This is a genomic window from Dyadobacter luteus (assembly GCF_003383615.1).
In the GTDB taxonomy this organism is placed as follows: Bacteria; Bacteroidota; Bacteroidia; order Cytophagales; family Spirosomataceae; genus Dyadobacter; species Dyadobacter luteus.
In genome coordinates this window covers 17,349-43,325 of record NZ_QNUL01000012.1, presented here as the reverse complement: position 1 = coordinate 43,325, position 25,977 = coordinate 17,349, and the positions used below count along the sequence as shown (strand labels likewise).

Annotated in this window: 19 protein-coding genes and 3 pseudogenes; 14 read left to right on the top strand and 8 right to left on the bottom strand. The window is 43.2% G+C overall.

From position 1 onward, the window contains the following. Positions 1 to 346: 346 nt before the first annotated feature. Entirely contained in the window at positions 347 to 532 is a 186-nt protein-coding gene (locus DSL64_RS15530; RefSeq protein ID WP_115831835.1) for a hypothetical protein, read from the bottom strand. Here DSL64_RS15530 and DSL64_RS15525 point away from each other — a divergent pair. Next, a complete protein-coding gene (locus tag DSL64_RS15525; protein ID WP_115831834.1) occupies positions 527 to 763 on the top strand; it encodes a hypothetical protein in 237 nt (78 codons plus the stop codon). The two genes, DSL64_RS15530 and DSL64_RS15525, sit on opposite strands and share 6 nt — an antisense overlap. Positions 764 to 765: 2 nt before the next feature. Continuing rightward, positions 766 to 1,059, top strand: a complete 294-nt coding sequence (locus DSL64_RS15520) for a GLPGLI family protein (protein ID WP_115831833.1) — start codon at positions 766 to 768, stop codon at positions 1,057 to 1,059. Positions 1,060 to 1,215: 156 nt separating this feature from the next. On the opposite strand, the gene DSL64_RS15515 is transcribed toward DSL64_RS15520, so the two are convergent. From DSL64_RS15515 to DSL64_RS15505, 3 genes are all read right to left on the bottom strand, one after another. Then, positions 1,216 to 2,196, bottom strand: coding sequence for a glycoside hydrolase family 43 protein (locus DSL64_RS15515; protein ID WP_115831832.1), 981 nt, complete (start codon positions 2,194 to 2,196; stop codon positions 1,216 to 1,218). 162 nt (positions 2,197 to 2,358) lie between these two features. Beyond that, entirely contained in the window at positions 2,359 to 4,299 is a 1,941-nt protein-coding gene (locus tag DSL64_RS15510; protein WP_115831831.1) for a RagB/SusD family nutrient uptake outer membrane protein, read from the bottom strand. Between the two features lie 12 nt (positions 4,300 to 4,311). After that, positions 4,312 to 7,599 (bottom strand): SusC/RagA family TonB-linked outer membrane protein, encoded by a 3,288-nt coding sequence (locus DSL64_RS15505; protein WP_115831830.1) that lies wholly within the window; start codon positions 7,597 to 7,599, stop codon positions 4,312 to 4,314. A gap of 461 nt (positions 7,600 to 8,060) precedes the next feature. Here DSL64_RS15505 and DSL64_RS15500 point away from each other — a divergent pair, with 461 nt between their 5' ends. Next, on the top strand, positions 8,061 to 12,293 hold the full coding sequence (locus tag DSL64_RS15500) for a hybrid sensor histidine kinase/response regulator transcription factor (RefSeq protein ID WP_115831829.1): 4,233 nt from the start codon (positions 8,061 to 8,063) through the stop codon (positions 12,291 to 12,293). Between the two features lie 125 nt (positions 12,294 to 12,418). On the opposite strand, the pseudogene bioB reads toward DSL64_RS15500, so the two are convergent. Then, positions 12,419 to 13,405, bottom strand: a pseudogene (gene bioB, locus DSL64_RS15495) (biotin synthase BioB). Positions 13,406 to 14,091: 686 nt separating this feature from the next. Between bioB and DSL64_RS15490 the strand changes: the two are divergent. Further along, positions 14,092 to 15,183: an NAD(P)-binding domain-containing protein gene (locus tag DSL64_RS15490; RefSeq protein ID WP_115831828.1), complete on the top strand. Its 1,092-nt coding sequence runs from the start codon at positions 14,092 to 14,094 to the stop codon at positions 15,181 to 15,183. A gap of 433 nt (positions 15,184 to 15,616) precedes the next feature. Here DSL64_RS15490 and DSL64_RS29565 read toward each other — a convergent pair whose 3' ends face one another. Together DSL64_RS29565 and DSL64_RS15480 are read right to left on the bottom strand one after the other, a co-directional pair. Beyond that, positions 15,617 to 15,832 carry a recombinase family protein gene (locus DSL64_RS29565; RefSeq protein ID WP_158547930.1) on the bottom strand — a complete coding sequence of 72 codons (216 nt, stop codon included), beginning with the start codon at positions 15,830 to 15,832 and terminating at the stop codon, positions 15,617 to 15,619. 265 nt (positions 15,833 to 16,097) lie between these two features. Continuing rightward, positions 16,098 to 16,739 (bottom strand): Crp/Fnr family transcriptional regulator, encoded by a 642-nt coding sequence (locus tag DSL64_RS15480; RefSeq protein ID WP_115831826.1) that lies wholly within the window; start codon positions 16,737 to 16,739, stop codon positions 16,098 to 16,100. A gap of 164 nt (positions 16,740 to 16,903) precedes the next feature. Here DSL64_RS15480 and DSL64_RS15475 point away from each other — a divergent pair, with 164 nt between their 5' ends. From DSL64_RS15475 to DSL64_RS29560, 10 genes and pseudogenes are all read left to right on the top strand, one after another. Continuing rightward, positions 16,904 to 17,893, top strand: coding sequence for a hypothetical protein (locus DSL64_RS15475; protein ID WP_115831825.1), 990 nt, complete (start codon positions 16,904 to 16,906; stop codon positions 17,891 to 17,893). Between the two features lie 36 nt (positions 17,894 to 17,929). Next, a complete protein-coding gene (locus DSL64_RS15470) occupies positions 17,930 to 18,619 on the top strand; it encodes an outer membrane beta-barrel protein (RefSeq protein ID WP_115831824.1) in 690 nt (229 codons plus the stop codon). Between the two features lie 288 nt (positions 18,620 to 18,907). Continuing rightward, a complete protein-coding gene (gene tnpA / locus DSL64_RS15465; RefSeq protein ID WP_115831823.1) occupies positions 18,908 to 19,201 on the top strand; it encodes an IS66 family insertion sequence element accessory protein TnpA in 294 nt (97 codons plus the stop codon). After that, the gene (gene tnpB, locus DSL64_RS15460; RefSeq protein ID WP_115831822.1) at positions 19,201 to 19,542 is read left to right on the top strand and encodes an IS66 family insertion sequence element accessory protein TnpB; all 342 of its coding nucleotides are present in this window, start codon (positions 19,201 to 19,203) and stop codon (positions 19,540 to 19,542) included. The genes tnpA and tnpB overlap by 1 nt, the downstream gene beginning before the upstream one ends. 58 nt (positions 19,543 to 19,600) lie before the next feature. Next, positions 19,601 to 20,587, top strand: a pseudogene (gene tnpC / locus DSL64_RS15455) (IS66 family transposase); the annotation flags it as partial. Between the two features lie 131 nt (positions 20,588 to 20,718). After that, positions 20,719 to 21,999, top strand: a complete 1,281-nt coding sequence (locus tag DSL64_RS15450; RefSeq protein ID WP_115831821.1) for a site-specific integrase — start codon at positions 20,719 to 20,721, stop codon at positions 21,997 to 21,999. Beyond that, the gene (locus DSL64_RS15445; RefSeq protein ID WP_115831820.1) at positions 21,996 to 22,967 is read left to right on the top strand and encodes a tyrosine-type recombinase/integrase; all 972 of its coding nucleotides are present in this window, start codon (positions 21,996 to 21,998) and stop codon (positions 22,965 to 22,967) included. Before DSL64_RS15450 ends, DSL64_RS15445 begins: the two co-directional genes overlap by 4 nt. Further along, positions 22,964 to 23,983 carry a site-specific integrase gene (locus DSL64_RS15440; RefSeq protein WP_115831819.1) on the top strand — a complete coding sequence of 340 codons (1,020 nt, stop codon included), beginning with the start codon at positions 22,964 to 22,966 and terminating at the stop codon, positions 23,981 to 23,983. Before DSL64_RS15445 ends, DSL64_RS15440 begins: the two co-directional genes overlap by 4 nt. A 107-nt stretch (positions 23,984 to 24,090) precedes the next feature. Then, positions 24,091 to 24,648: pseudogene (locus DSL64_RS15435) on the top strand (IS66 family transposase); the annotation flags it as partial. A gap of 28 nt (positions 24,649 to 24,676) precedes the next feature. After that, on the top strand, positions 24,677 to 25,093 hold the full coding sequence (locus tag DSL64_RS29560; RefSeq protein WP_374755835.1) for a DUF5958 family protein: 417 nt from the start codon (positions 24,677 to 24,679) through the stop codon (positions 25,091 to 25,093). Between the two features lie 149 nt (positions 25,094 to 25,242). On the opposite strand, the gene DSL64_RS15425 is transcribed toward DSL64_RS29560, so the two are convergent. After that, entirely contained in the window at positions 25,243 to 25,812 is a 570-nt protein-coding gene (locus DSL64_RS15425) for a recombinase family protein (RefSeq protein WP_115831817.1), read from the bottom strand. Between the last annotated feature and the right edge of the window lie 165 nt (positions 25,813 to 25,977).

The following is a 25,977-nucleotide window of genomic DNA, read 5'->3' as shown; positions in this document are numbered from 1 at the left end:
GACGACTCCGGATCCGGATATGCAGCACCAATCAGTTATATTCTTTAGGCTACATTCTGGCGGAAGAGATTTTGGTAGGCTTCCGACATCTTTTCAACGCAAATTTTCCAAACCTATTTCAGTAGCATATGGGTAAACATCGGCAGAGGGTTGTAAAATTTTCTTACTAATCCACCCGAGTTAAGTATTGAAGAGACTAAGCCGTATTTGCTCCAGAAGTCACTAAGAAAAATGTCGACATATGACCTGTTGCTTAATAAATTCAACCAATTGCCGGGATACAACCATTCATTTCGACAGAAAATACAGTCAAAATGTGCGGGATAGTTGGTCCGATACATAAACTTCACTCCTCCTTAACAAGCGAAACATCATCAACCTGGCAAGAAGCACCGGCTTTCCCTCTAGCGGAAAATCCAACTTTCAGTTCACCATCATTAACCTTAATTTTCTTCAATTCTACAGTTTTCCATTGTGGATTGTCTTTTTTCACTTTATACCTAACTCGCTTTCCACCACTTTCGGCATGCATATGAAGGTCGGAAAAACCAGCAGTATTTCTGACCTTGGCAGAAAGTGTGTAGCGCCCATTTGGTATTTTAACATGCGGCGAGGAACTAATGCATTGGGAATCCTCTCGCTGGAAATCGGGATTGTCTTCAATGTTGCGACTTGTCTCCTCTATTACCGTTTCCTGTCTTCATCACTGTTCGCGAAGTTGAGAATCGGAGAACTGGTTTTGTCCTCAGGGCAAATGGGCTGATCATGGATTCAATTTATGTGGTAGCTTTCTATACCAATGAAATCCATTTCTCGGGTGGGCCGGAATCATTTAACGGACTCCCCGGAATGATGCTGGAAGTGTTTCTCCCACACGACAACGTCTCATGGACGGCACAGAGAGTAACAGCTGAGAAGATTTCCGATGAGAAATTGATGCCCCCTTCCGCAAAAACAAAGCCTATAAACCACGTGCAGCTAAAAGAATGGATCAATAAATCACTGAAAATCAAAAATTCACAACTCATAGAACTGTTAAAAAAGGGATTACTGATTTAAAACAAGTATTCTGTTGCTTGAATTGTCATTTGAAATTACATCGCTGCTAAAACGCAGAAAGTGGAGCTTCTGATCAAATCAAATGCTCCACTAAAATATGAGTCCAACTTATCACAGAAGTCCGGCAGCGATACATTTAATTAATTATCCAAGCTGCTACAACTTCCACTCATCTGTCCATTCCACGAAAGGCTTACCATTCTCAAAACTGATTGGCAACCAGATGTAGCGACTGTCCATCAGATCTTTGGGATTCCACTTGTCAGCCATAAAAATGAATGTATCCTTTTTCCCTTGAACCGGCTGAATGTAAGTAGACTGTCCGCCGAAAGTTTTCTCTGCAAGAGGTCCTCGCAAAGGATCTCCGGAAGGTTTCCAGGGACCAAATAAAGACTCCGCCACGTGCAAAGTAGCGGCATTGGGATCCCAACCCGTGCATCCACTCGTGATCATAAAATACTTACCATCCTTTTTAAATACAGCCGGAGCTTCGCGGTGATTGCTAAATAGCAAAGTGTCAGCTGTAGTTGCACTCAGATAGTCATCCTTCAGCTTGGTTATGCGCAAATCATAATTTTCTCTTGCCGAATAAATATGGTAGGCAGATCCGTCTTCATCAACAAACAAGGTCATATCCCGCGACATATGGCCATTGGGTCTGAAACTCTTCAAATACTTATAAGGGCCTGTTACCTTATCGCTAATTGCAACTCCTGCACGAGCAGCGCTGTACCCTTTGCCGGGCAATTCAAGGTGAAACCACATCACATATTTTTTGGTCTTCGCATTGTAAATTACCTTCGGACGCTCCATGATCCCTCCAGCCGCAATCTCACTTTCCGGATCCGAAGATTTTGCCAAGGCCAATCCCTTGTTAGTCCAGTTATAAAGGTCTTTCGATGTATATACAGTCACACCCTGAGAAGCATGTTGGCCGCGCTTTTCGCCAAACCAGTAATATGTTCCCTTGTCATAAAGAATTCCGCCTCCATGCGCGTTGATGAGCTCACCTTTGTCGTCATACCAAAGCTGGCCAGGTTTGAAATTCGCCAGCCGTGCATTTTGGGCATTGACACCAGTGATTGAAAACAAACCGCATAGCAAAAGCAGAGCGTATATTTTAAAATGAGTTATCATAAGTAATTAACCTGTAATTGATATAGTTAGAAAATGAGAGAATAATCGGTTTCAGTATTGCAAACAGTAAAATGGCAGGAAGCCAACCACCGAAACGGCAGTTGGCTCTGTAAGCTATATTTATCAATCCTGACAAAATTCGATTCAACAGCTATGTCAACATTATTGAACTTTATCTTCATCAGCAACTGCCTCTTCCCATGTCTGCCACGGAACAACGCTTGGATCGTAGCCGCTGTAACCGGGATTCTGGTTAAGCCGGTTTCCTGAATTAGCATTGATGGCTGACTGTGGTATTGGCCAGTTAATATTATGGGCTCCCATCGTATAGGAGCGGTTCCTGACAGTGACCTTACTCTTATTGTAAAAGTCGCTGTAATGCTCGATTCTCTGGAACCAATAACTTTTTTGAGCGAGGTTGTTAACAGTATATGTATTCCCCCATTCATCCGCTTTTCCGGAAAGAGCCAAAGAATAGGAAACGCGACTCAGCTCCGTAAAGCGCCACTCTTCCATATGGAGTTCCCGCGCCCGCTCGTTCATGATATCTCCAAGTGTTACAGCAGTGTAAAACTGCGTACACTTAGCACGCTGACGAATCGTATTTACATCGGCTGTTGCACCTGCTATATCTCCTTTGTAAAATTTGGCTTCAGCACGTAACAAGTACGTTTCTGCCAGACGGTACAGATACCAGTCACCAGCTCCTCCCCTATGATTAGCTTCGTTCGCATTTTGTGTTTCGTTCGGATCTTCGATATAGTATTTATAATGAGGCCAGTCAAACCAGCATCTGATCGTATCATCCGTTGCCATTGCTCCCGTCGGAGTTCTCAAACTTGCATTCCTTCCATAATAGGTGCTGCTGGGATCATTATATTTTAAAGAATCCATACGTACCCAGTTTCCAGTCGCGCTGCTATGTCTCAAATCAGTTGGGTCGTCTTTGCCGTTTACATACCACAGTGACTTCTGTGCAAAGTAGGTGGGTCTGATGTGCCCAATTCCCCGACCTAGCGCATGTACATAATCGTGATTTATTCTGAAGTTGCCATTTGATGAAGGGAAATATCGGAATGCTTGCTTTCCATCCGGAGATTTAGTCCCTGAATAGTCCATTAAAGGAAGCCAGTTTCGCATTGTATTCATCTTGATCCCCATATCTGTATTGATACGATTGAGCATCACCATGATTGTTTCTTTATTCGTTCCGATCGCCTTGTTTTCAGGACGGTGCAGATCCCAAACCACGTTACGTGTTACAGGCCATGTAGCACCATAGGGTCTGATATCGTTTCCGAAGTTATTCTGCATCAAAGAATAACCAGATTGATTGATTAGCAAATCGGCCTGTTCAATCGCTTTGTCAAATTGGCCTGTTGCCAGATAACATTTGATCAGTAGCTGGCGACAAGCTCCTTTATTCACAAGACCTGTGAGCGCCATTTGCGATTGATTAGGCACCCACTCTACTGCCTTTTCCATATCAGCAGTAATCATCTTCAGGATTGCCTCTCTGCTTGTTGACCGATAGTTCAACTTGGGAACCTCCAGAATTTTAGTGATCAGGGGAACATCCTTAAATTCAAAAGCAAGCGCCATGTAACGGAACGAGCGGTGAAAAAGAGCTCTTCCTCTGTACTCATTTTTGATATCCTCACTCAAACCCTCTACATTTCCTATAAAGCTCAGGATTGTATTAGCGTATTTAATGCCGTTATACGACTCTCCCCAAAAATAAGACAGTCTCTCGGGCAAATCGGTGGGAGTCAACCGGGTAGCAACATCTGCAAAAATGTTTCCGTCATCGGTTTTGCTATGGACGGCCATTTCCGAAAACATGTATTCTGTACTTATCGGAAGACTCAGATCCGTATACTCAAAGTAAGTCCAGTAAGAGCGTATATGTCTGTCACAGATGGCCAGCGCAGCATCCAATCCACTTTTTGTTGAGAAAGTCAGCCCTGGTTCAAAAAGTGACAATGGCTCAGGTTTGAGATAATCTTCCTTACAGCCTGTAACGCTGGCTGCCAAAGCGCCCAAGGTCAGAAGCACCTTACCCGGCTTCAAATTCAATCTTAATTTTTGATATATACTTTTCATTGTTGTAATTCTTTAAAACGACACATTTAACCCAAGATTGAACATGCGCGGAGCAATTCCCCCGGTCTCGATATCCCAGTAATCCCAGTTTTTATCCTTCTTCCATACTGCCACGTTTCTGATAGAACCAAAAACTCTCAGGTTATCAATATGCCAGCTGGACAATAGTTTGGAGGGTACTGTGTAGCCGATTGATATGTTTTCAAGACGAATAAAAGATCTGTTGTAAAGCCTTCCGGGTGCATTCACACCTGATGGTCCTTTCGCATCCAAGCGCGCTACATGATTTACAGGATTCTCCAAAGTCCAGTATTCTTTCTGATAGGCATTAGCCAAGTTTGTCACCAGAGACGTTCCATTATCTTGATTCAGGTAGGACCAATCCAGACTCTTATGTCCCATGTAGGAATACAGGTTGAAAGAGAAATTCAGGTTCTTGTAAGTAAAATCATTTCTCAATGACCACATAATTGGCGGGGCAGTTTGTCCCAAGAACTGTTTGTCATTGTCGTTGTAAACCGGTGTACGGCTTCCATCTGCACCAACCCTGTCGTCCTGAGTATAACTATTGGCTACTTTCGGATCACCAGGGCGCTGACCATATTTTGCAGCTTCTGTAGCTTCATTAGCCTGCCATATTCCGGTCACGTTATAGTTCCAGATCGAGCTGATCGGCTGTCCGATAAACCAACCGTTTGAAATATCATCTCTTTCCTTCGTACCTGTGATATTACCATCACTATCCAAAACATTGTCATAAATGTAATACAGGTGTTTGATAGTATTCTTGTACTTCGAGAACCCGAATACTGAATTCCAGGTAAACGACTTGGTAGCGATATTCTGTGAGTTGATACTGATCTCAAAACCTCTGTTTTCTACTTTACCCAAGTTAGTGGTAATACTTCCAAAACCTGTAAACCCAGGTAATGTACGGTTCATAATCATGTCCACTGTAGGCGTATTGTAAAAATCGATTGTCGTCGAGATCCTGTTTTTGAAAAAGCCTAAATCTGCTCCAAAGTTGAACGCTTCTGTGCGCTCCCAGTGAAGATTCGGATTTGCAAGACGGCCTACTGTCAGGTAACGGTATTGAATCAGGTTGCCGCTTGCATCCAGATAACCCATAGTCGCGCCTACGCCAGCACCGAGGTTAGCCAGAGCCAGATAAGGATCTGACAGCGATCTGTTACCATTTTGTCCCCAAGAAAGCCTGAGTTTACCATTATTGAGTGGCGCCCAGCGGAAGAATTTCTCATTGCTGAACGTCCAGGCACCAGCTACCGAAAAGAATGTTGCTCTGGGATTCGAAGTTCCAAAAGCCGAGTAGCCATCGCGACGTACAGAACCAGTGATCATATATCGGTCATCATACGCGTAGAACAACCTTGCCAGCATCCCGTCCGCTGTTTCTTTTACATCATTGGCATCAAAGCTACTTCTGTTTTTATCCCCGTAATAAGTTTCATGGTATCCCAATGCATCACTCGGCATGATATTCCTCGCTTCTACGCGATCCATCCAGGATTGTCTGTTTTCTGCCTCCTGAACCAGGGTTGCACTCACACGGTGTACGTCAGCAAAGGTATAATCCCAATTGATTGTATTGTTCAGCGACCAGTCGAAACGTTGTGTTTGTTCGCGGTTCACAAGTCCGTTCGTAGTTCTCCAGTTTGGATGACTGGCCGATTCCCAATAACGGTCATGGAAATACTGGTAACGCGGAGAGAAATTAAAGGAGTAGGTGATATCAAATGGCAATTTCACTTTAGAAGTTAATATGGTATTGAATATCGTATATCCTTTATCCAGATCTCTGTACTGCCGGTCAAAATCATAGTTATAGCCAAAGTTGTTAACCATATTATCACCCATTGGACGAACAAGCAGGTTTCCATCTGCATCCTTGTAACTGGCATAAGGAGCATTTCTGATAATCTGAGTTCCCCAGTCTACAGCCAGGTCACCGTCTGTACGATGCTGGAAGTTTACATTGGCTCCAATGTCCAGCCATTTTGTAATTTTTCCTTCCACCTTCATATTAGAACGAATAGCTCTATAAGTATTACCTTTCGCAACCCCCTCGTTATTAAGGTAACCAAATGACATGTAATAGTTAATATTGTCAGTTGCCCCGGACGCGCTCAGGTTGTAATCCTGATTTACCCCTGTGCGGAAGCTATGTTTGTACCAGTCAAATGTTTGTCCCGTCAGGAAGTTGTCAAGTGCAGTTCCTTGCAGCAAGAGCCGTTTCGCCCATATTTCCTGATCGCTAGCAGATCCGTTTGACGAACCGGTATAACCTCTCCATTGATCAAGACTCACACCATATTTGGACAGATTCGCATCTGTAGGCTGCACATGATACCCCGGTTGCGTTGCAAAGCCAGATCTATAGGCTTCATAATTTCCTGTGGCCGTGTTCAACCCATAAGTTGGCGCAGTATACCAGTCCTGTCTGTATTTCATGTAGCCATCCGCGTCAAAAACATTACGGTTAGCGCCCATGGTAACAAAGCCCAGATTGGAAGTGAAATTGATTTTGGGTTTACCTTTCTGACCTTTTTTAGTACTGATGATTAAAACACCGTTAGCCGATTTGGCACCATATACAGCCGCTGCCGAAGCATCCTTTAATACATCTATCTGACTGATATCGTCAGGGTTAATTTCCGACAATTCACCATAGAAGATCATTCCGTCCAAAACGATCAGTGGATCATTATGCCCGTTGGCTGTGTAAACTGAGCGTTGCCCGCGAATCTGCACAGAACCTCCCCCCTTCGCAGATGGATCGAAACCGATCGTTACGCCAGGCGTTCCTCTGAGAATATCCTGCGTAGTATTCGGGTTTTGATCTGCTATTTTGTCGGGACGAATCTGAACAATCGAACCTGTAAGGTCTTTCTTTCTCATCGAACTATAACCTACCACAACCACTTCATCCAGAGATTTATCGTCCTCGGCCAGCGTAAGATCAATATTTTTACGCGTGCCCACACTTACTTCCTGAGCCACATAGCCCACATATGAAAATACCAGAATAGAATTCTGAGATGGCACCTTCAAAGTATAATTTCCCTCAACATTCGAAGAGGTTCCTTCCTTAGAGCCTTTGACCATGATATTCACACCAGGCAGTGACTCACCTTTCGTATCAGTTACGCGGCCAGTGACGGTGATTCCACCAGCTTGCCCAAAACTGCTAAGGGATAAATGACAATAAAATATGAGCAGGAAAAACCCTATCCACCGGCTAGGGATGATAGTGCTCTGAACAAAATGCAGATGTCTCTTCATAAAGGAAAGCTGTTAGTTAAAGGATAAATAATAATTGGTTGTCTTTGTTTTGGTGGACATATTCTAGTGCCACCCAGCGCCATCAGTATTCTGAAATGCTTCAGGATATAGAGGTGCAAATCGTGTGCTGTGAGCATGCACTTCTGCCAGTGTTTTAAGTAAGGGTAAGGAATGATCTTAATATATATTGGGGGAACACATCACTACCCAAAAGAGAAATTTAATATTTGAATAGTGCAAAAATAGATGGAAGTGTGCACAGTAGAGGGGGGATTTTCCGCCAAATAGCGGGGGGTAAATCAGCATTAAGTGTCATTTTTACATATTTTAGGCACTTTCAACCAGATTAAATGTAAAACTTGTCCGAAACATAGAAAAAGCACAATCTTTAATAAATTTGTCATACCATTACAAAACATTCCACTGCTACTGTCGCTTCGGGATCCGGTTGAAAATCCTCTATGCTTAAAAAGTTATACGAAAGTCTTCTTTGTTTGTTCCTGTTTGTTTTTACCATGCTGACAAGTTCTGCTCAGCGTGTGCCGGAACAGTTCCGCTTCGAGCAAATTACGGTTGATCAGGGCTTGTCTCACAGTGACGCGATGTGCGTGATTCAGGACAAAGCGGGCTTTATCTGGGTGGGGACCAATAAGGGCATTAACCGATATGATGGCTACGAGATCAGGCGTTATGACTTATCGCTAGACGACCAGACCGGCATATCTGCTAACAGAATCCGCTCAATGCATGTCGCTTCTTCCGGAGCGCTATGGGTAGGTGTTGAAAGAGCTGGTCTGTTTTGGTATGATGCCCTGCATGACAGATTCCTGCCTATCGCTCAAATGCCTGGTGCAAACCAGTTACCCGAAATTGTTAATTTTCTCTCTTCTACCAATGTAATGTCAATAGTATCCGACAAGCATAATCGGTTGTGGGTGGGAACGCAGCGCCATGGAGTAATCGTTTTGCAGCTTGACGGTCAACAAAAAATCACCGGCGCCAACCGAATCCGTCTGGGCATCAATGCGAGCGATCCCCCCATCAGTAAGATTGTAAAAGATAACATAGGAAATATATGGATTGGCACCCTTGCTAATGGATTGTGGTTTTACAAAAACCAGAGCTCTGATCTGAGTAAACAAGGTGCGAGACAAGTCCGCTTTCTGGGCACCAGTGATATCAGAGCCCTGCATGCAGACCGGCATGGAGACCTGTGGATCGGGGCTGAAAACCAAATTCTGCGTGCAAGCAAAAGTGAGCTACCGGCAGCAGAGAGAATTGCCCCCAAAGCAGTCACACTAACATTTGCGCTGATTGAAAATCTTTTCGTAGATTCTCTTCACAGACTTTGGATCAGCACCAGACATGGCCTCCTTCTTGCCAGTAGTATCAACCCAACCGGATCTGATGCCCCTATTAATCAACAGGAAATACGCACTTTCTTGCCCATGGATTCAGATCCATACAGTATTAATTCAGTGCGGGTGCATGAAGTGCAGGAGGACAGCTTCAATAATCTCTGGTTTGCTACGTCTGCCGGCGGGCTTAACCTCCTCAATCTGCGTTCAAAACCATTCGGCCATTTGAGACGGCATGTCACAGAGAAGAGCACTCCAGCAGATAATTACATCAATGCTATCTACCATAACCAGGCTGACAACAAGCTTTGGATAGGAACAAGAAATGGCTTTGCCAGCTACAATCCACAAACAGAAACTTACCAGAACTACCTCAACAGAGAGTTGTCGGGTTCCACCAATGGAACAGATGTATCCTGTATCTACAAAGCTTCTGACGGAACGTTATGGATAGGCACACGTTATGGAGGGTTGTTTACTATGAAAAGTGATGGAAGTTCACCATTGAAACGTATCGCTGCCTCTTCCGACTTTGCTCCCTGGTATAGCATCAGTATTGAAAGTATCGTCGAAGATAAGCAAGGCACAATCTGGATCGCATCTTTCAATGCCGGGATTTACTCCTATAATAAAAACGGAACATTTATCCGTGGGTACAATAGCCATGACAAACTGCTTCCCACAGTTCAGTTCACATCCTTGTGTTATGACAGCCAAGAAAATATTCTTTGGGCTGCAACACGTGACGTCGGTCTTCTGAAAATGCAGACTGACGGTCGTCAACTGAAGCTTATCCAACAATTCAGTCACGAGCCGGGCAATCCTCATAGTTTGAAGACCAATTATACCTGGCCCCTATTGCTTGATAAACAATCAAACCTGTGGATCGGGACCATTGGAGGCGGTTTACATAAACTGGAAAAAGAACCATCAGGTAATCAAATTATCAAACGGTACAGTCCATGGATTTCTGAAACTGATATAGAAAGCCTGCTTCAGGATCGGGATGGTAACATCTGGATCGGAGGTGCAGGGCTATACCAATTCAACCCCGAAACAAAACGGGTATTCTATTACGATGTATCCGACGGCCTACAAAGCAATTCCTTCAAGATTGGGGCTGCTTACGCGGCAGACAATGGCAAGCTCTACTTTGGTGGGACAAATGGCATTACCTACTTTGATCCGAAACTTGTTAAACCCAATAGTCTCCCGCCCGTAGTCCAATTCACCGAATTCAGAATACTTAATCAGGTAGTCGGAATCGGAGATACACTTAATGGACGAGTTCTTTTACAAAAACCTCTTTCAGACTTACAGGATATCCACATTCAACCCAAGGAGAATGATTTTTCGATTGAGTTCACAGGTTTAAATTTTGTCAATCCATCCAAGCAGCAGTACGCCTACAAATTGGAAGGATACAACCGGGATTGGATTAAAACTACTGCGGGACAACGCATGGCCACTTTTGCCAACCTTCCCGCAGGAAGCTATACTTTTCTGGTAAAAGCGAGCAATGATGATGGCATCTGGTCTGAAAAGCCTGCATCACTACATATCATCGTGGCTCCGCCCTGGTGGAAAACCTGGTGGGCCTATCTTCTCTATACCCTCCTTGCGATGACGGCTTTTGCAATCTACCGGAGAATCGAAATGGCTAAGCAGTCCCTGAAAAGTAAGCTGGCATTGGAAACTTTCAGGGTTGAGCAAGAAAAGGAGATGACCAACAGCAAGCTTCGGTTTTTCACTAATATTTCTCATGAACTACGCACACCCCTGACGCTGATCCTTGGCCCTATGGAGGAACTTGTTTCCGAAGGAAATGACAATCAGAATACCTCAAGAGAGAAAATGATGCTGGTACACAAGCAAACCCACAAGCTGCTAGAACTTGTGAACCAGTTAATGGAATTCCGAAAACTGGAGTCAGGACATGTGTCGCTCAGAGCACAAAAATCAAAAGCAGTTCGTTTTATTGAGGAAGTATTCCTGATCTTCAAGCTAAAAGCACAGGAGCTCCATATTGACTACGCCATTCAAAAACCAGATATTGATCCGGAGGTCTATTTTGATCAGAACAAACTGGAAATAATTCTTGTGAATCTTCTATCAAATGCTTTAAAATTCACCCCTGAGGGCGGGAAAATAAGAGTTTGTATATCCATAGCAGGAACTGCCGGTCAAGATGCGTTATTTGAGGCAGAAGCTCCGTTAGACAACTTCCTGCAAATCACAGTGCGTGACTGGGGGATTGGTATGCAGCCTGGTGATGAGCAGAAAATTTTTGACCCTTACTATCAGGCTTCAGAAACAGAAACTTTGAGAATGGTCGGCACAGGTATTGGACTGTCGCTTGTTAAACAGTTTGTGCTGGCGCATCATGGCAATATTACTGTCGAAAGCAAGCCATCTGAAGGATCAATATTTACAATCAGATTACCTTTTGGAAGGAAACATTTGTCTGATGAGCAAATCATCGAAAAACAAGTCCAATCTGAACTACCTGCTCAGGAACTTATCCTCGATCTGAATAAAGTCGAACTGCAACAGTTGGATAGTAATCCTACTCAGTTAAACGCTTACCGGTTGTTGATAGTAGAAGATAGTGAAGAAGTAAGAAATTATCTTGTTGATTTGTTCTCATCTTCTTTTACGGTGCTCACCGCCGTTGACGGAATAGATGGTTGGGAGAAAACGCAGGAAACTGTACCTGACATTGTTGTCAGTGATGTAATGATGCCTCGTAGTGATGGACTGGAACTTTGCCAGAAGATCAAACAAAATCCTAAAACACAACATATTCAGGTATTGCTGCTGACTGCCAGATCTACCGCCGCTAACGAACTGGAGGGCATACAGATTGGTGCTGACGAGTACATGGCAAAACCGTTTAATCCCAATTTGCTCTATGCTAAAGTGGTAGTAATGCTCAGAGAAAGACGACGGCTAAAAGAGTACTATCAAAAACAATTATTGATGCAGCCCACCGATATCGTTATTCCGAATTCTGACAGGGAACTATTGGAAAAGGCTATGTCCATTGTTGAGTCTAACCTGGCAAATCCTGAATTTAATGTCCAGTTTCTTGTCAGGGAAATGGGAATGAGTCAGTCCACCTTTTACAGGCACATCAAATCAATTACCGGTCAGTCGGTGGTCGAGTTCATACGTGACATCCGGATAAAACGTGCCGCACAGCTTTTGGCTACAACGACATACAGGGTATCAGAGGTGGCGAACCTGGTGGGATTTGAAGATATCAAACACTTCAGAAAGACTTTTCAGGAACTGTATGAAATTTCTCCGTCTGAGTATATAAGGCAACATCGATAGTCCTGACATATAATTTGGACCAGTCTATTGTGATATGGCAACCTTTACCTGTATCTATTTTCTGCAAACTTTATCAGAATGGCCAGCTATCACTGGCCATTCTGATAATATGTGATATACACTTCTTAGACGACTGACTGATCTTCTAAGACCATGGGTTTCAACCCCAAAAGCGTAAACATCTTCCGATCATCTGCTAGTCGTGGATTGGGCGTAACCAGGAGCTTTTCGCTCTCACTTGTAAAAATGGAGTTTGCTCCCGCCATGAAACACCACGACTGCTCTTCTGTACTCATCTCCGCACGGCCAGCACTGAGTCTGACCATTGCTTTGGGCATAATGATCCTTGCAGTAGCGATCATTCTGACCATCTCCCATGGGTCGACTTTGGGGAAATCAGCCAGCGGCGTCCCTTCAACGCGGGCCAGCGCGTTGAAGGGAACAGATTCCGGATGAACAGGCAGCGTGGCAAGTGTATGCAGCATACTGATCCGGTCCTGATGCGTCTCGCCAAGACCGATAATTCCCCCTGAACATACAGATATTCCCGCTTTACGTACATGGCTGAGCGTTTTTAACCTGTCATCAAATGTCCGCGTGCTGATAATCTGATCATTATGATCCTTAGAAGTGTCCAGATTATGATTGTAGGCATATAGACCTGCTTTCTGTAAACGTTCAGCCTGGCTTTGGGAAAGTATTCCTAATGTGCAACATACTTCAAGTCCCAGCTCATTAACCCCTTCCACCATGCCCAGCACCGTCTCAAAATCCTGGTTATCCCGCACCTAGCGCCAGGCTGCTGCCATGCAAAATCTGGAAGATCCCGCCTCTCTGGCTCTTTTGGCTATAGCAACCACCTGCTCTTTGGACATAAGCGATTTCACAGATATGCCCGTATGATACCTGGCGGCCTGGCCGCAGTAAGAGCAATCCTCGGGACACCCTCCTGTTTTAATTGAAAGTAGCGTACAAACCTGAACCTGGCCAGCCTTGTGAAAATGCCGGTGTACAGTAGCCGCACGATAAACCAGATCAAGCAATGGCTGATTATAAACTTCTTCTATTTCGTTGACAATCCAATCGTGCCTGACATTTAGATCGCTGTTCATCATTTTCAATTGCTTATCTAAAATTACTCCGTTCGCTTTCCCTCTCGCAGATTTGGAAGTGACGAATTTTGACTCATTATACTCCTTCACAAGTAAGGGCTACCCGGATCCGTCAAAGGTGCCAGTTCTCACTTATATAGTAGTCCGGATGTATACTTACAGCACATCTTAATCCTAACTAGCTCAGTCATAATGCTCCGATCCAAAACTCGCATCAAATGACATTGTAAAGGGCGTAGCTATTTTCGCACCAATTCTCGTAACCTCGCTCGCACTTCATATATGGTTCCGCCTGAACTATTTTCGCTAGATAATTTAATCCCCCCTCCCAAGGGGACATCCAGGGGAGAAGGTACAGAAGCACCGCCATCAAAATAGAATTTGCAAAATATCAGCTTCACTCATCCAAGGTAAAGCGTTTTCAGTATTTTACTTTGGAAGCTTAACAAATTCAAAAAGATTATCGTCAAATCGGAAAAGATTACTTATCCCTCTTCATATACATCAAAATACTTGGTTATTGCCTATGGATTTTATAAACACCAACCGAAGTCGTTTTCTAGGGCTTGACTAAATAGCTCTATTCATTTCATCATTAACTTTGTTACTGCCTGGATTGAATCTCGGAGAACTAATCATATTGACTCTAAAAGCAACCGTAGTAAACTCGAAACAATAGTATATTAATGAGAGAAAAAATACGTTACAAGACAAAAATAGCAGTTATTGGTGCAGGACAAGCGGGATTATCAGCAGCTTATCATTTAAGAAAGATGGGCCTGTCAACTGGCGCTGATTTCATTGTGCTTGACGAGGCGCCCTCAGCAGGTGGCGCATGGCAATACCGGTGGCCATCCCTCACTTTGAGCACCGTGAACCGAATTCACGACCTGCCAGGCATGTCTTTTGAAGATACTTTAACTACCGAAAGCCAGACCGTTCAAGCCAGCATTGCCGTGCCGCATTACTTTGATCTTTATGAGAAGCGATTTGATATAAAGGTGTACCGCCCTCTTAAGGTTGACCATGTATACCTTCATAACGATCGGTTCCACCTGGATTCTTCACAGACCTTATTTTCTGCCCTTGGCATTATCAATGCAACCGGGACTTGGGAAAACCCTTTCATCCCTACATATTTAGGAGCTGATCTTTTCCAGGGTGAGCAATTACACACAAAGGATTTTAAAACTGCCGACTACTTCAGAGGTAAACATGTGATTGTAGTCGGTGCCGGAATCTCAGCCATTCAGCTGTTGGATCAGATTTCAAAAGTAACTACCACGACCTGGGTTACCCGCAAGATACCGGTGTTTAGAGAAGGGCCGTTTGACGACGTTGCTGGACACAATGCGGTAGCTATGGTAGAAGAAAGAGTTAGGAATGGATTGCCGCCTTTGTCTGTTGTTTCAGTGACTGGCTTACCACTTTCTCCCGAAGTAATAGCAATGAAAGAAAGAGGCGTGCTTGAACGATTACCAATGTTCAGCGAGATCACCAAGGATGGCATAAAATGGGAAGATGGCAAAGAAGAAAAAGCTGACATTATTCTATGGAATACCGGTTTTCGGGGAGCACTTCACCACTTGGATTCCGTCCTACCCAGAGAAGAAAGTGGCGGCATTGTTATGGCCGGTCGATTGGCAACGATGGTTGCCAAAGAACCCCGAATTCATTTATCTGGATATGGCCCGTCTGCATCTACCATTGGCGCAAACCGTGCCGGGTCGGTAGCAGTTAAGGAGCTAATGAAAACATTAGGGTTGAAGGAAAGGTAATAACGAGAATGTCAGAACTTTCATGGTATTTCAGGACATACTGCCAACTTCTGGTGTAAAAAGAAAAATTAAGATAATCAGGCACTTTGGTTAGTCCTTCGGAATTATTCTAAACACGGTTAATTAAAAAACAGCAGTGAAAATTAGCTCATTGCTGTTTTTACAAATATCTGTTTCTAGCCTCTGCAGCATATCCCCTCTCCAGCTCGAATGATAATCTTTATCTGTTAAATCATTTAAAATCTAACAAGACTTCACATAGATTTTTTTAGATTGTATCAATACATTTCACGTTCGTTCTCGGCGAATACAGCTCAATATATACCAGAGTCGGCCCATCTTTGTAGAAGTGTTAATTCCTTCCCAAACACTCCGAGGGTCTGCACCCATCTCTTTCCACTCGACCATGAGCTTTATCAATTCCTAAGTTGTCCTACCAAGACTCCGGCCGGCCGGTGCTATCAATTCGCCAGAATACTATGCCATCTCCTTTACGAAGCTCAGAGATCATTTTTAAATACTCCTGTCTTTGGGTGAAAGTGCCTGAAATTTTTTTTTGAAATATTTTCTTGCAACCTGCTTTGTTGAAGGAGTCAAATTGTTGATCCTGATTCTGCTCAGTCTTCGATACCCTTATGTCTCCATTCACTATCTGAAAAAGTACGGTTTAACATGTCATCCCTCAGAATACAGTAATTTGTTTTGGTGTACCACTCTGTAATTTGAAAGCGCCGAGAGAGATAGTCTCAAGAACTAGATGGGGGGGGAAATTGAAGACACTGAGAGTACACAAATACCACCGTATTTGCGTACACAAAACCATCTAGCTTAACGTATCGGTTTTAAGGCAAATAACTACTATTATACGGCAAATTTAACTTCTCTGCACAACCTGCCCTAAACAAGATATTTGTTCAAAATAATCCACTCATAACTAGGTACATCTCAGAAATGTCAATGATACCAAAGAAGGTTACACTTGCTTTTAACTCCTTAAAGCGGCGCCTTATTCTGGAAAGATCAAACGAAGTAACTCCAAGATAACTGGCTATATGCTGTCCCTGAACTTGCATTATCAGATTCGGATTTTCACTTAAAAACAACTCATATCGCTGCAGTGGGCTAAGCATCCTCCAATTATACATCCTGTTGATACCTAGTTGTAAATGATGATCAGAAAGCTTCTTTGTCAAAATATGAAGCTCATGATGTCTTGTTATAAGATCAAGATAGTCTAGCTTTGAGATCTCCCAGAATTCAATAGCAGTGCAAGTCTCAATATACTCCTTTGATGGTTTATCGAAAATGAAACTATCTACAGACAATATAAAATCCCCAGGTTGAGAAAATCGGCTTGTCCATTCCTTCGTATCTGCTCTGTAAAAATTTCGGGTGATCCCTGTAGTTAAAAACAATAATGACTCTTGCTGAGAGTCCGGAGTCAGTATAAATTTCCTTCGATTTAGTTTTCGCTTCACCACTTTCTGAGCTAAATCACAAATTATACTGTCATTGAAATCAACATGACTCCTCATTAACTGTAATAGTGACTCCATATATATCTTAAAATAACATATGTGTTCAAAGAGTTACATTTTAAACAATTTCTTGCTTTTTCGCAATAGTTATCTTTAAAAATTACAAATACTTTTACATCGTTCCCTTATTTGAGGGTATTTCATAGTATTCTTTATTAGTCCACCCTAATCATCTAACTATTATGAGTACACTATTTAAAGCAATCTCTCTTCTATTTGGATTTCTTATAATCCTAATCGCGTGTAATAGGGCAGGTTTTGAATCTGAAACCCCCTTGGTTCCGGTTGATAATGCTGATATCCAGAATAGTGCACGTATAGGACTATTTGAAGATGCATTACATTTTCGTAGCAAGGCAGAGTTTGATTCAACACTTATGTATCTCAGAGAAAATCAAGATAAACTGGACATCTGGGAGCGCGACTTCAGTAACTTCAAATCAATGCGGACGAAGTATAATGAACTAAGCGACGAAGATTTAGAAAAAACTACTGAACAAAATATTGACCAGTATAATGGTCTGCTAAAAATTATTACGGATAAAGATGGTGAAACTGAAATTGATAGAATGATAGATGACCCAGTTCTCTCTACTATTGTTAACGAAAGGGGATATGTTATTGTCGGGGATAGAGCTTATAGGTTTTCGTTCGAAGAGTTAAGTTTCACCGATTTAAAAAATGTCGATCTATTGAAAAATATTACAGAGAACAAGTCAAGGATTGGGTCAATCCCTATTGAAAGTCGCTTGGTCCCTATTACTTCATCAGGTAGAATATTGGCAAGAGTAGAAACCTGTTCAAATGAATATCAAGCACGCAGAAGAGTAAAAGGTGAAATCTGGATTACAAGTATATTGGAATTCTATTCAGGTGCAGGTGTAAGAACCAAGCATCAAAGGAGGACAGCAGGAGTATGGTTTAGACAAAAAATTGATAAATTAGCACTAACTGTCAATGCAAGAATAACACAGTACGTATCTGGAATTATTCCTCCTGTCGCCGATTTTCCAGTTAGCTGGGACTCAGGTTGGAAAGATAACGAGGGGCAAGTCGAATTTACATTTGAATCATGCATATTCGTAGACTGTACATTTGAAGTATCAGATTCTAATAATTCTCATAGGGCGCAGGCAAATGGTGTAATACGTACCTGTACGACAAATTTCTAAGTATAAAATAAATCTGCATCAGACTTTATTATTCTGATGCAGATCATCTTTGGTCTTTTATATATGAAAAAAACTGAATTTTGTTTGCTTATTTTAATGGCTGGTTGTATGGTTATATCAGCTGATTCTCAGGGACAATCTAAACGAGGATGGGCAGCTGCTCCATACCTTGTTGAAGGTAATTATGAAGATACACCGGTAGGGGATAAAATGCAGCGGGGTAACTGGACGACAGGAGGTAGTATAACTGGAGGGTATGCTGGCGGCATGATAAGAAAGCAATATTCATTTGGAACAACTGCACAATTAGGTTATCTGGTAGCTAAAAGGCTGGTTGGCGGAGTCCAAATATCATATGGATCAGATCATTTTGATTACAAATTACCCTCCGCCATGGCAACACAAATAATAAAACGACATTTTCACTCACTTACACCTGAAATTTTCGGACGGTACTATATTACATCCTATAAGGTAAAGCCATTCATTCATGTATCTGCCGGACCAAAGTGGATTTGGGGAATGCAACAAAGAGTGGATAGCAAAGCTAGAGATATGCAGCAAACACAATTTACCAGTTCTATAGCAGGAGGCTTTTCCTGGTTGTTTAAATCCAAATGGGCTATAGAGGCCATGTACCAGCATCAAATAACAACAGATTCACCATTGGCTGACGGGAACTCAAGAACACCACTGAGAATTGGCGTTAACTTTTTTCTTGACTAGATGAAAACTAAAGGCTGTTTTCACAACCAATTTTATGTTAAACAACAAAACACAGAACAAGAGCCTGGCAGCAGATTGGCGAAAGTTCTTGGTTTTGTACAAGTACAGCTCACTTCTACCATTTCGTTCCGGATCCGCACCAGGTAAGGTTATCTTATCAAGAAGGATTAATACCTTGTTAAACTTTACATTCTCTGCGAATATGACACTTGAAGCGTAAGCATCCTATGAACCACATATTTCTTATGAGAAACGTGGTTTTTACTTTTGACTTAAAAACCAATCAAAATGGATCAGTCGGAAGAGATGTTCAAATTAGTAAGGGAATGGCGTAAAAGTGGCCTAACTCAGAGTGAATTTTGCAAGCCACATGGCATCACGGTAGCCAAATTTGGTTACTGGGCGTGGAAAGAAAAGTTGGCCGCGCGGTTGCCTGTCGAAAAGGTAGGTGGCTTTGTTCAGATATCAGGCCAACAATCCACATCAAATGATTCTTGCCAGATTGTCTACCCAAATGGTGTGAAGATAAATTACCAAGGCAAAGACCTTGTTGTGCTTTCCCAGCTAATCAAGCTATACTGATGTTCAGTCTGAGTTCATCGCATAGCTATTTTCTTTACCAGGGCCGTTGTGACATGCGTAAGGGCTTTGACGGGCTTTGTGGACTTGTAAGTGCAGAGCTGGACCGTAATCCCACAAGCGGTGAAGTATTCGTTTTTCTGAACCGGCCCCGGACCCATATCAAATTGCTGCATTGGGAAAATGGAGGCTTTGTTTTGTATTATAAACGACTTGAAAAAGGAACGTTTTCTCTACCCAAAGCAATGGATGGACATGTGTCTTTGAGTTGGGCTGAGCTGGTTCTGATGGTAGAGGGCATACAGATACAAAAGAGCATACAGAAGACAAGATTCCATATTTAGGCGCAAAAAAAGGCACATTTTATTAGCTGAAATGTTTCTGGAGCTGTATCTTTAGTGCATGGAAATGTCTCTGGAATCGCTTTCAAAGGAAGAACTAATAGCCCTTGTAAACAAGGGAAAGCAGTCCTACAGTGAAGTGCGTATTGCAGAGTTGGAAGATGAAAATGCTTATCTCAAATCGCAGCTTGCGATGTACAAGCGGATGCAATTCGGTCAAAAACGAGAACGATTCGAAGGGGATCCTGCCCAGATTGCACTCCCTTTTGAAACGCCCGTCGACCAAATAGCTGCACAAGAAGAAATCCTGAAAGAAAAGATCAGCTACGTCCGTAGCAGGCCTAATCACAAAGGCCGTGCTGCACTTCCATCGCATTTACCTGTTGAAGAAATTGAAATTTACCCTGCTGGAGATCTTTCAGCGATGGTATGCATCGGCAAGGAGGTTACCGAAGAGCTCGATTATGAGCCAGCCCGCTTTTTAATCAAAAGATATATACGCTATAAATACGCTGCCAAAAACGGGGAAGGTGTAAAGATTGGCCAGCTCCCGGAGCGGGTCATCGATAAAGGAATACCATCTGCAGGACTTCTTGCCAGTATTTTAACCGATAAATATCAAGATCATCTTCCGCTTTACCGACAAAAACAGCGTTTTGCCAGAGAAGATATCCAGATTGCATCTTCAACCCTGGAAGGCTGGACCAAAGAAGCCTTGATCAAGCTCGAACCGCTCTACGAACAACTGGTCTTCGAAATCAAGACAAAAGGATATCTTCAGGTGGATGAGAGTCCGATAAAAGTACTGGAAAGTGAGAAGAAAGGCGCTTGCCACCAAGGCTATTATTGGGTGTACCACAGCCCTCTGGATGGCGTTGTTCTCTTTGACTACCAGCCCACAAGAGGATCGGCAGGTGCAAAAACGATGTTAGAAAGTTTCAAAGGCTATCTGCAGACGGATGGGTATGCCGTATACGAAAAGCACGGAAAAGGTAAGGACGTTACTCACCTGGCTTGTTGGGCACATGCCCGCAGATATGTAAAGAAGAATAGTATGCAAAGTATGGCTTCGTAAGTTATTGATATAAGGCTATTTAACTATAAATTTCTTTACATAATAAACTGGACTCTTCGTTTTGGTTCGGGTAATACTGCCCCATATCATTTAAAAGTTCAGCAATGTCAGAGGCTATTTTAAAAATTCACGCGCTGATAATCTCAGCGAATGGGCATCTACGCGCCCAGGCATTTTCGCCGAGTACGGTTGATAAGTACAACCACTTATGGAGTAAGCTAGTCAAATTCATGGCTGCCTCAGGTTTGGAAGTTTATGACAAAGAAGTAGGGCAAGATTTTCTGGCACATCTTTACGGACAGTTTTCGTATTCCGGGCTTAGCCGTAATGAAAAATCGGTTGTCAGAAAGATCCAGTACCTTACCGAGTTTCAAGAGAAGGGCTCCGTACAAGTGAAGCGTAAAAGGCCAGGCCACCATTTTACGGGCGATATCGGCAATCTTATGGAAAGCTTTATTAAGTCCAGGCAGGAGTCGGGGTTTTCTCCAAGCACTTTGGCTTCCAACAAGCTTTATCTGCATGTTTTGCTTGTATTCCTAGAAGGGAACGGAGTCGGGATGGCGGGTTCAATCACACCGGCCGATCTAGTGGCCTTCGTGGAATCGCAGAAAGACACGAGCGTAACTACTAAATACGGGATGTTCGGAGCGATAAGGAATTTTCTAAAGCATCTGCATAGCATTTATCCGGATACCCGCGACTTATCGGCCATTATCCCGAAAGTCAATTATATCAGGCAGGCAAAATTACCATCTGTCTATTCCAAGGAGGAAATACAGTCCTTGCTGGCCGTTATCGACCGGGGGAATCCCAAAGGGAAAAGAGATTATGCCCTCATGTTGATCGGTGCACGGCTTGGCTTGAGGGCATCGGATATACTGGGTCTTACTTTTGCTAATCTGTGTTGGGAGTCGTGTCAGATTGTACTCGACCAGAAAAAGACCGGACGGAACCTGGAGTTACCCCTAACCTCAGAAATCGGCGATGCGATCATCGACTACCTCAAACATGGCAGGCCTGTATCCCATCAGCCGTATGTCTTTCTTTGTCTAACTCCGCCATATGGCCAGTTGACCAATGTTACAGTAAGCACCATAACCAGCGATTACCTTACCCTTGCAGGGATAGATACGTCCACAAGAAAACATGGGGCGCACATACTACGGCACAGCCTGGTTGCGAATTTGCTCGACCAAAAGACCCCAATCCATGTGATATCGGGGACATTGGGACACAGCTCGACGGATTCCACACGACACTATCTGAGAATCGACACCAAGGCAATGGAACCCTGTGCATTACAGGTGCCCCCTGTATCTCCCACATTCTATGATAGGGTAACCGACTTCTTTTTTTCAGTAAAGAAAAACCAGGAAAAACTATGAAAAGCTACCAAAGCATCTTCGCCCCGTTTATGGAGCGGTACATCAGCCTGAAAAAGGGACTTGGTTATAAATGCATTGATATGGGATACAGCTATTCCCTCTTTGACCGCTTCGTCTTGATCGAAAGCGTATCTGCGGTCGGCATTACGAAGGAGCTGGCAGACAAATGGGCGATGCCGCGTCCTAATGAATCGCCACGTACCAGATATGTCCGGATTGCACATGTTGCCCAACTCTGTGAGTTCCTATGTACGCTGGGATACAAATCCCATATCCCCAAGCTGCCAAGGGTCCAAAGCAGCCATGTACCTTATATATTTTCAAGGCAGCAGATAGTAGCGATTTTTGCAGTATCCGAGAAGATGATGTTAAAATGCAGTCGCCATGAAACCTCCCTTAGCGCCATCCCTGCACTCTTCAGGGTGCTTTACGGTACCGGTATGCGTATAGGCGAGGCATTGGCGCTTAGGGATATGGATGTAAACTTAAATGATAAAACCATTTTTATCAAAGGCGCCAAGAACGGATGTGACCGCCGTATACCGATTTCGGCTTCGCTTGCTGATGTGTGCGAAGGCTACCGTATCCATCGTGATTTATATGCATACCCAAAGCCGTCAGCACATACGTTTTTCCGTACGCACAATGGCGAAGTATGCCCCAGAAAGTCTGTTTACAATTGGTTCAGGAGAATCCTTTGTGAGTCTGAGATCCCCCATTGGGGAAAGGGAATGGGCCCTCGCGTGCATGATCTGCGCCATACCTACAGCGTCCATGCACTGGATACAATGGCCGGCGATGGACTAGATCTAAACTACGCACTGCCTATACTGTCGGCTTGCCTGGGACATCGGTCCTTGGATGCCACCGAGCAATATGTCAGGCTTACATCTGAAATGCATCCCGGACTTTTACAAGACTTAAATGCTGTTTGCAGCTATGTATTCCCTAAAAAAATAATGTTATGAAGACTACTGTCTTTCCCAAATACCTGACCGACTTCCTGACCAGGTATCTCCCCGCAGAGCGTGGGGTTAGTTCCAATACGGTGTTATCATACAAGGACACCTTCATGTTGCTGATAACATTTATGAAAAGCGAAAAGGGGATTACTGCCGAAAGGATTGAAATAAAGGATATAACCAAGAACAATATACTGGCTTTCCTTGATTGGCTCCACTCAGAAAGAGGGTGCAGCGATTCTACAAGGAATGCACGGTTAACAGCCCTGCACTCATTTTTCAAGTATCTTCAATACGAAGATCCGATGTATTTACACGCATGTGGTCAGGTTCTCTCCATTCCGTTGAAAAAGACGGCATCACCAACGGTCACATATCTGGCGCTGGATACAATAAAGGCTATCCTGGATGGCCCTGATCTATCCCAGAAACGTGGCAGAAGGGATCTGGCACTACTCTCGATCATGTATGATACCGGTGCCCGGGTGCAGGAAATCATTGACCTGACGCCAGCCATGGTACGTCTTGACAGCCCGTGTACGGTAAGGTTGCGGGGCAAAGGAAATAAATCACGAATAGTTCCTCTGATGGACGCGCAGGTGGGGTTCCTTAGGGATTATATGGCGGAAAATGATCTTCTTGAACCTCGCGCAGCCCAACATCCGCTATTCAGTAACAGCAGAAGAGAAAAATTGACACGGGCTGGAATCAGCCATATCCTGTCAAAATATGTGTTGCTTGCTCAACAAAGAGTAAAAGACATGGTAAAAGGCGCTGTCACGCCTCATGTGATTCGCCACAGCAAGGCAATGCACTTACTGCAAGCTGGAGTAAATCTGGTATATATACGGGATATCCTTGGTCACGTTTCCGTAAAAACAACAGAAATATACGCGAGAGCTGATTCAAGGAAAAAACGTGAAGCCTTAGAAGGTGCTTACTCCGAAGTCAAGCCAGAAAATATCCCTTCCTGGCTGAAAAACAATAACCTGATGGGGTGGCTTAAAGAGTTTGGTAAGTGAAACATTATGCAAAGTTAACTGAAGGTAATTTGCTGAAAAGCAGCATCTTGCAAGGGTAACTTTGCATATTATTCTTCTTTACATATCTGCGGATATGCAAAGCTTTGCATATCCGCAGAGAATTTGAGCGAGCGCTGGATAATGACAAAACCAAAGCGCAAAAAGCGCTATCAATGATCCAGCAACTATACGCGGTGGAGCGAAAAGCCAGCCAACAGATGTTGGATACTGACAAAGTCAAAGAGCTACGGCTGACCGAATCCCTTCCGGTTCTCAATGAGCTGGGAAAATGGATCTTTGAAGAAATTAAAAGCACATTGCCTAAAAGTCAGATTGGAAAGGCGATGCAGTACAGTTATAATCGCTGGGATGCGCTCAGTGCGTATTTATACGATGGAAATCTGCTGATCGACAATAATCAAATTGAAAATTCCCTACGTGGCTTGGCCCTAGGTCGGAAAAATTATCTTTTTGCCGGATCACACGATGCTGCACAGCGAGCTGCCATGATATACTCTTTCTTCGCGATCTGCAAAAAACATAATGTCAATCCGTACAATTGGCTAAAAAACACCCTGCTGAACATCTCCACAATCAATCATAAAAACATTACCGACCTATATCCGCAAAACTTTAACAAAGTTCAGCAACTAACAAATATGTAGTTGGTAGGCCGGATACCTTGAAGCCGATATAGCTCTCAACCAGTTTGCTCAATCCGTTCGGCCAATAGGCGACTTACTTAGCCCATTTTCCAATTTAACAGAAAATGAGAGGCGAATGGTTTTGTGGCACCTGCGCGATCTAATCTGGCAATCTAAGCCTATTGATACTGATGTCGAGTTAGCTATTCAGGATAGTGCTCTGAAACCGACATTGACTCCTTGTGTGCTTTTGCTCACTCACCGGCTAGTAATTGGATTACCCAAGGTGATAAATTTACCAGATGATGAGCTAAAAAAGGGGTATATTCTACTACTACATATTTTCAAAAGAGCCTATTTACGTCGATTTGAAGACGAAAAAAGATTCCCAGGAAAATGGTGGTATGCAGATCTTTCAGATCATGAATTCGTGAAATCTTTATTAAATGGAGAGGGCTATTCTTAATAAACCTCAGTTTGCTTAGACTACGGTCCAGCTCAACTATGCTAACTGACCTTAACCCTATCCTAATCTCTCAGCTATTCATGCCAATATACCATCAATAGGGAGACTTTATTTTTTGGCAATTTTGCAAGTGCCACTTGCAAAATAAATTAGAAGCCATTCCCGGAAATTTGCTTTCGGTACCGCTTCACACTAGATATACTTATACCGGTCAAACTTACAATCTCCGAAACGGAAAGACCTTTTTCAAAGCCCCGTTTAACTTTTAAGAAATTAACCTCGTTTACACCACTGGGTCTACCTACATGTTTTCCTTTCGCTTTTGCTAGCAGTTGTCCCGCTCTGGTCTTCTCCAGGATCATTTCCCTATCGTACTCTGCTAACGATGCAAAAATACCAATTACCATCTTGCCTGCCGGAGTGGACGAATCAATCCCCAGATCCAGCGCCTTGAACACAATTCCTTTTCTGGCAAAATCTCCAACCAGGCTAATAAGATGATCCCTGCCCCTACCCAATCTGAAAAATCTGGATACAACAACCGTGTCCCCTTGTCTTAATAAAGAAAGCATTTCGTCAAGCTTAGGTCTTTGCACGGAAAGGCCACTGATCTTTTCCTGGAATATCTTGTCACATCCATATCTTTCCAGAGCCTCAATCTGTGTGTCTGTGCTCTGATCAACGGTAGAAACACGAGCATATCCAAAAACTTTGTTCATTGGTATCAAAAAGTTAGTCTCACAAATATAAAACCAAAATTTTGACTGAACCTACTTTTTGAACCATGTTTTCGATACGAAGTGGATAGGGATACGTAAGTTTCGTGATGGTTCAGAAAGGTATGACTTGTTGAGCTTATGCCAGCATTTCAGCGTAAAACTGGC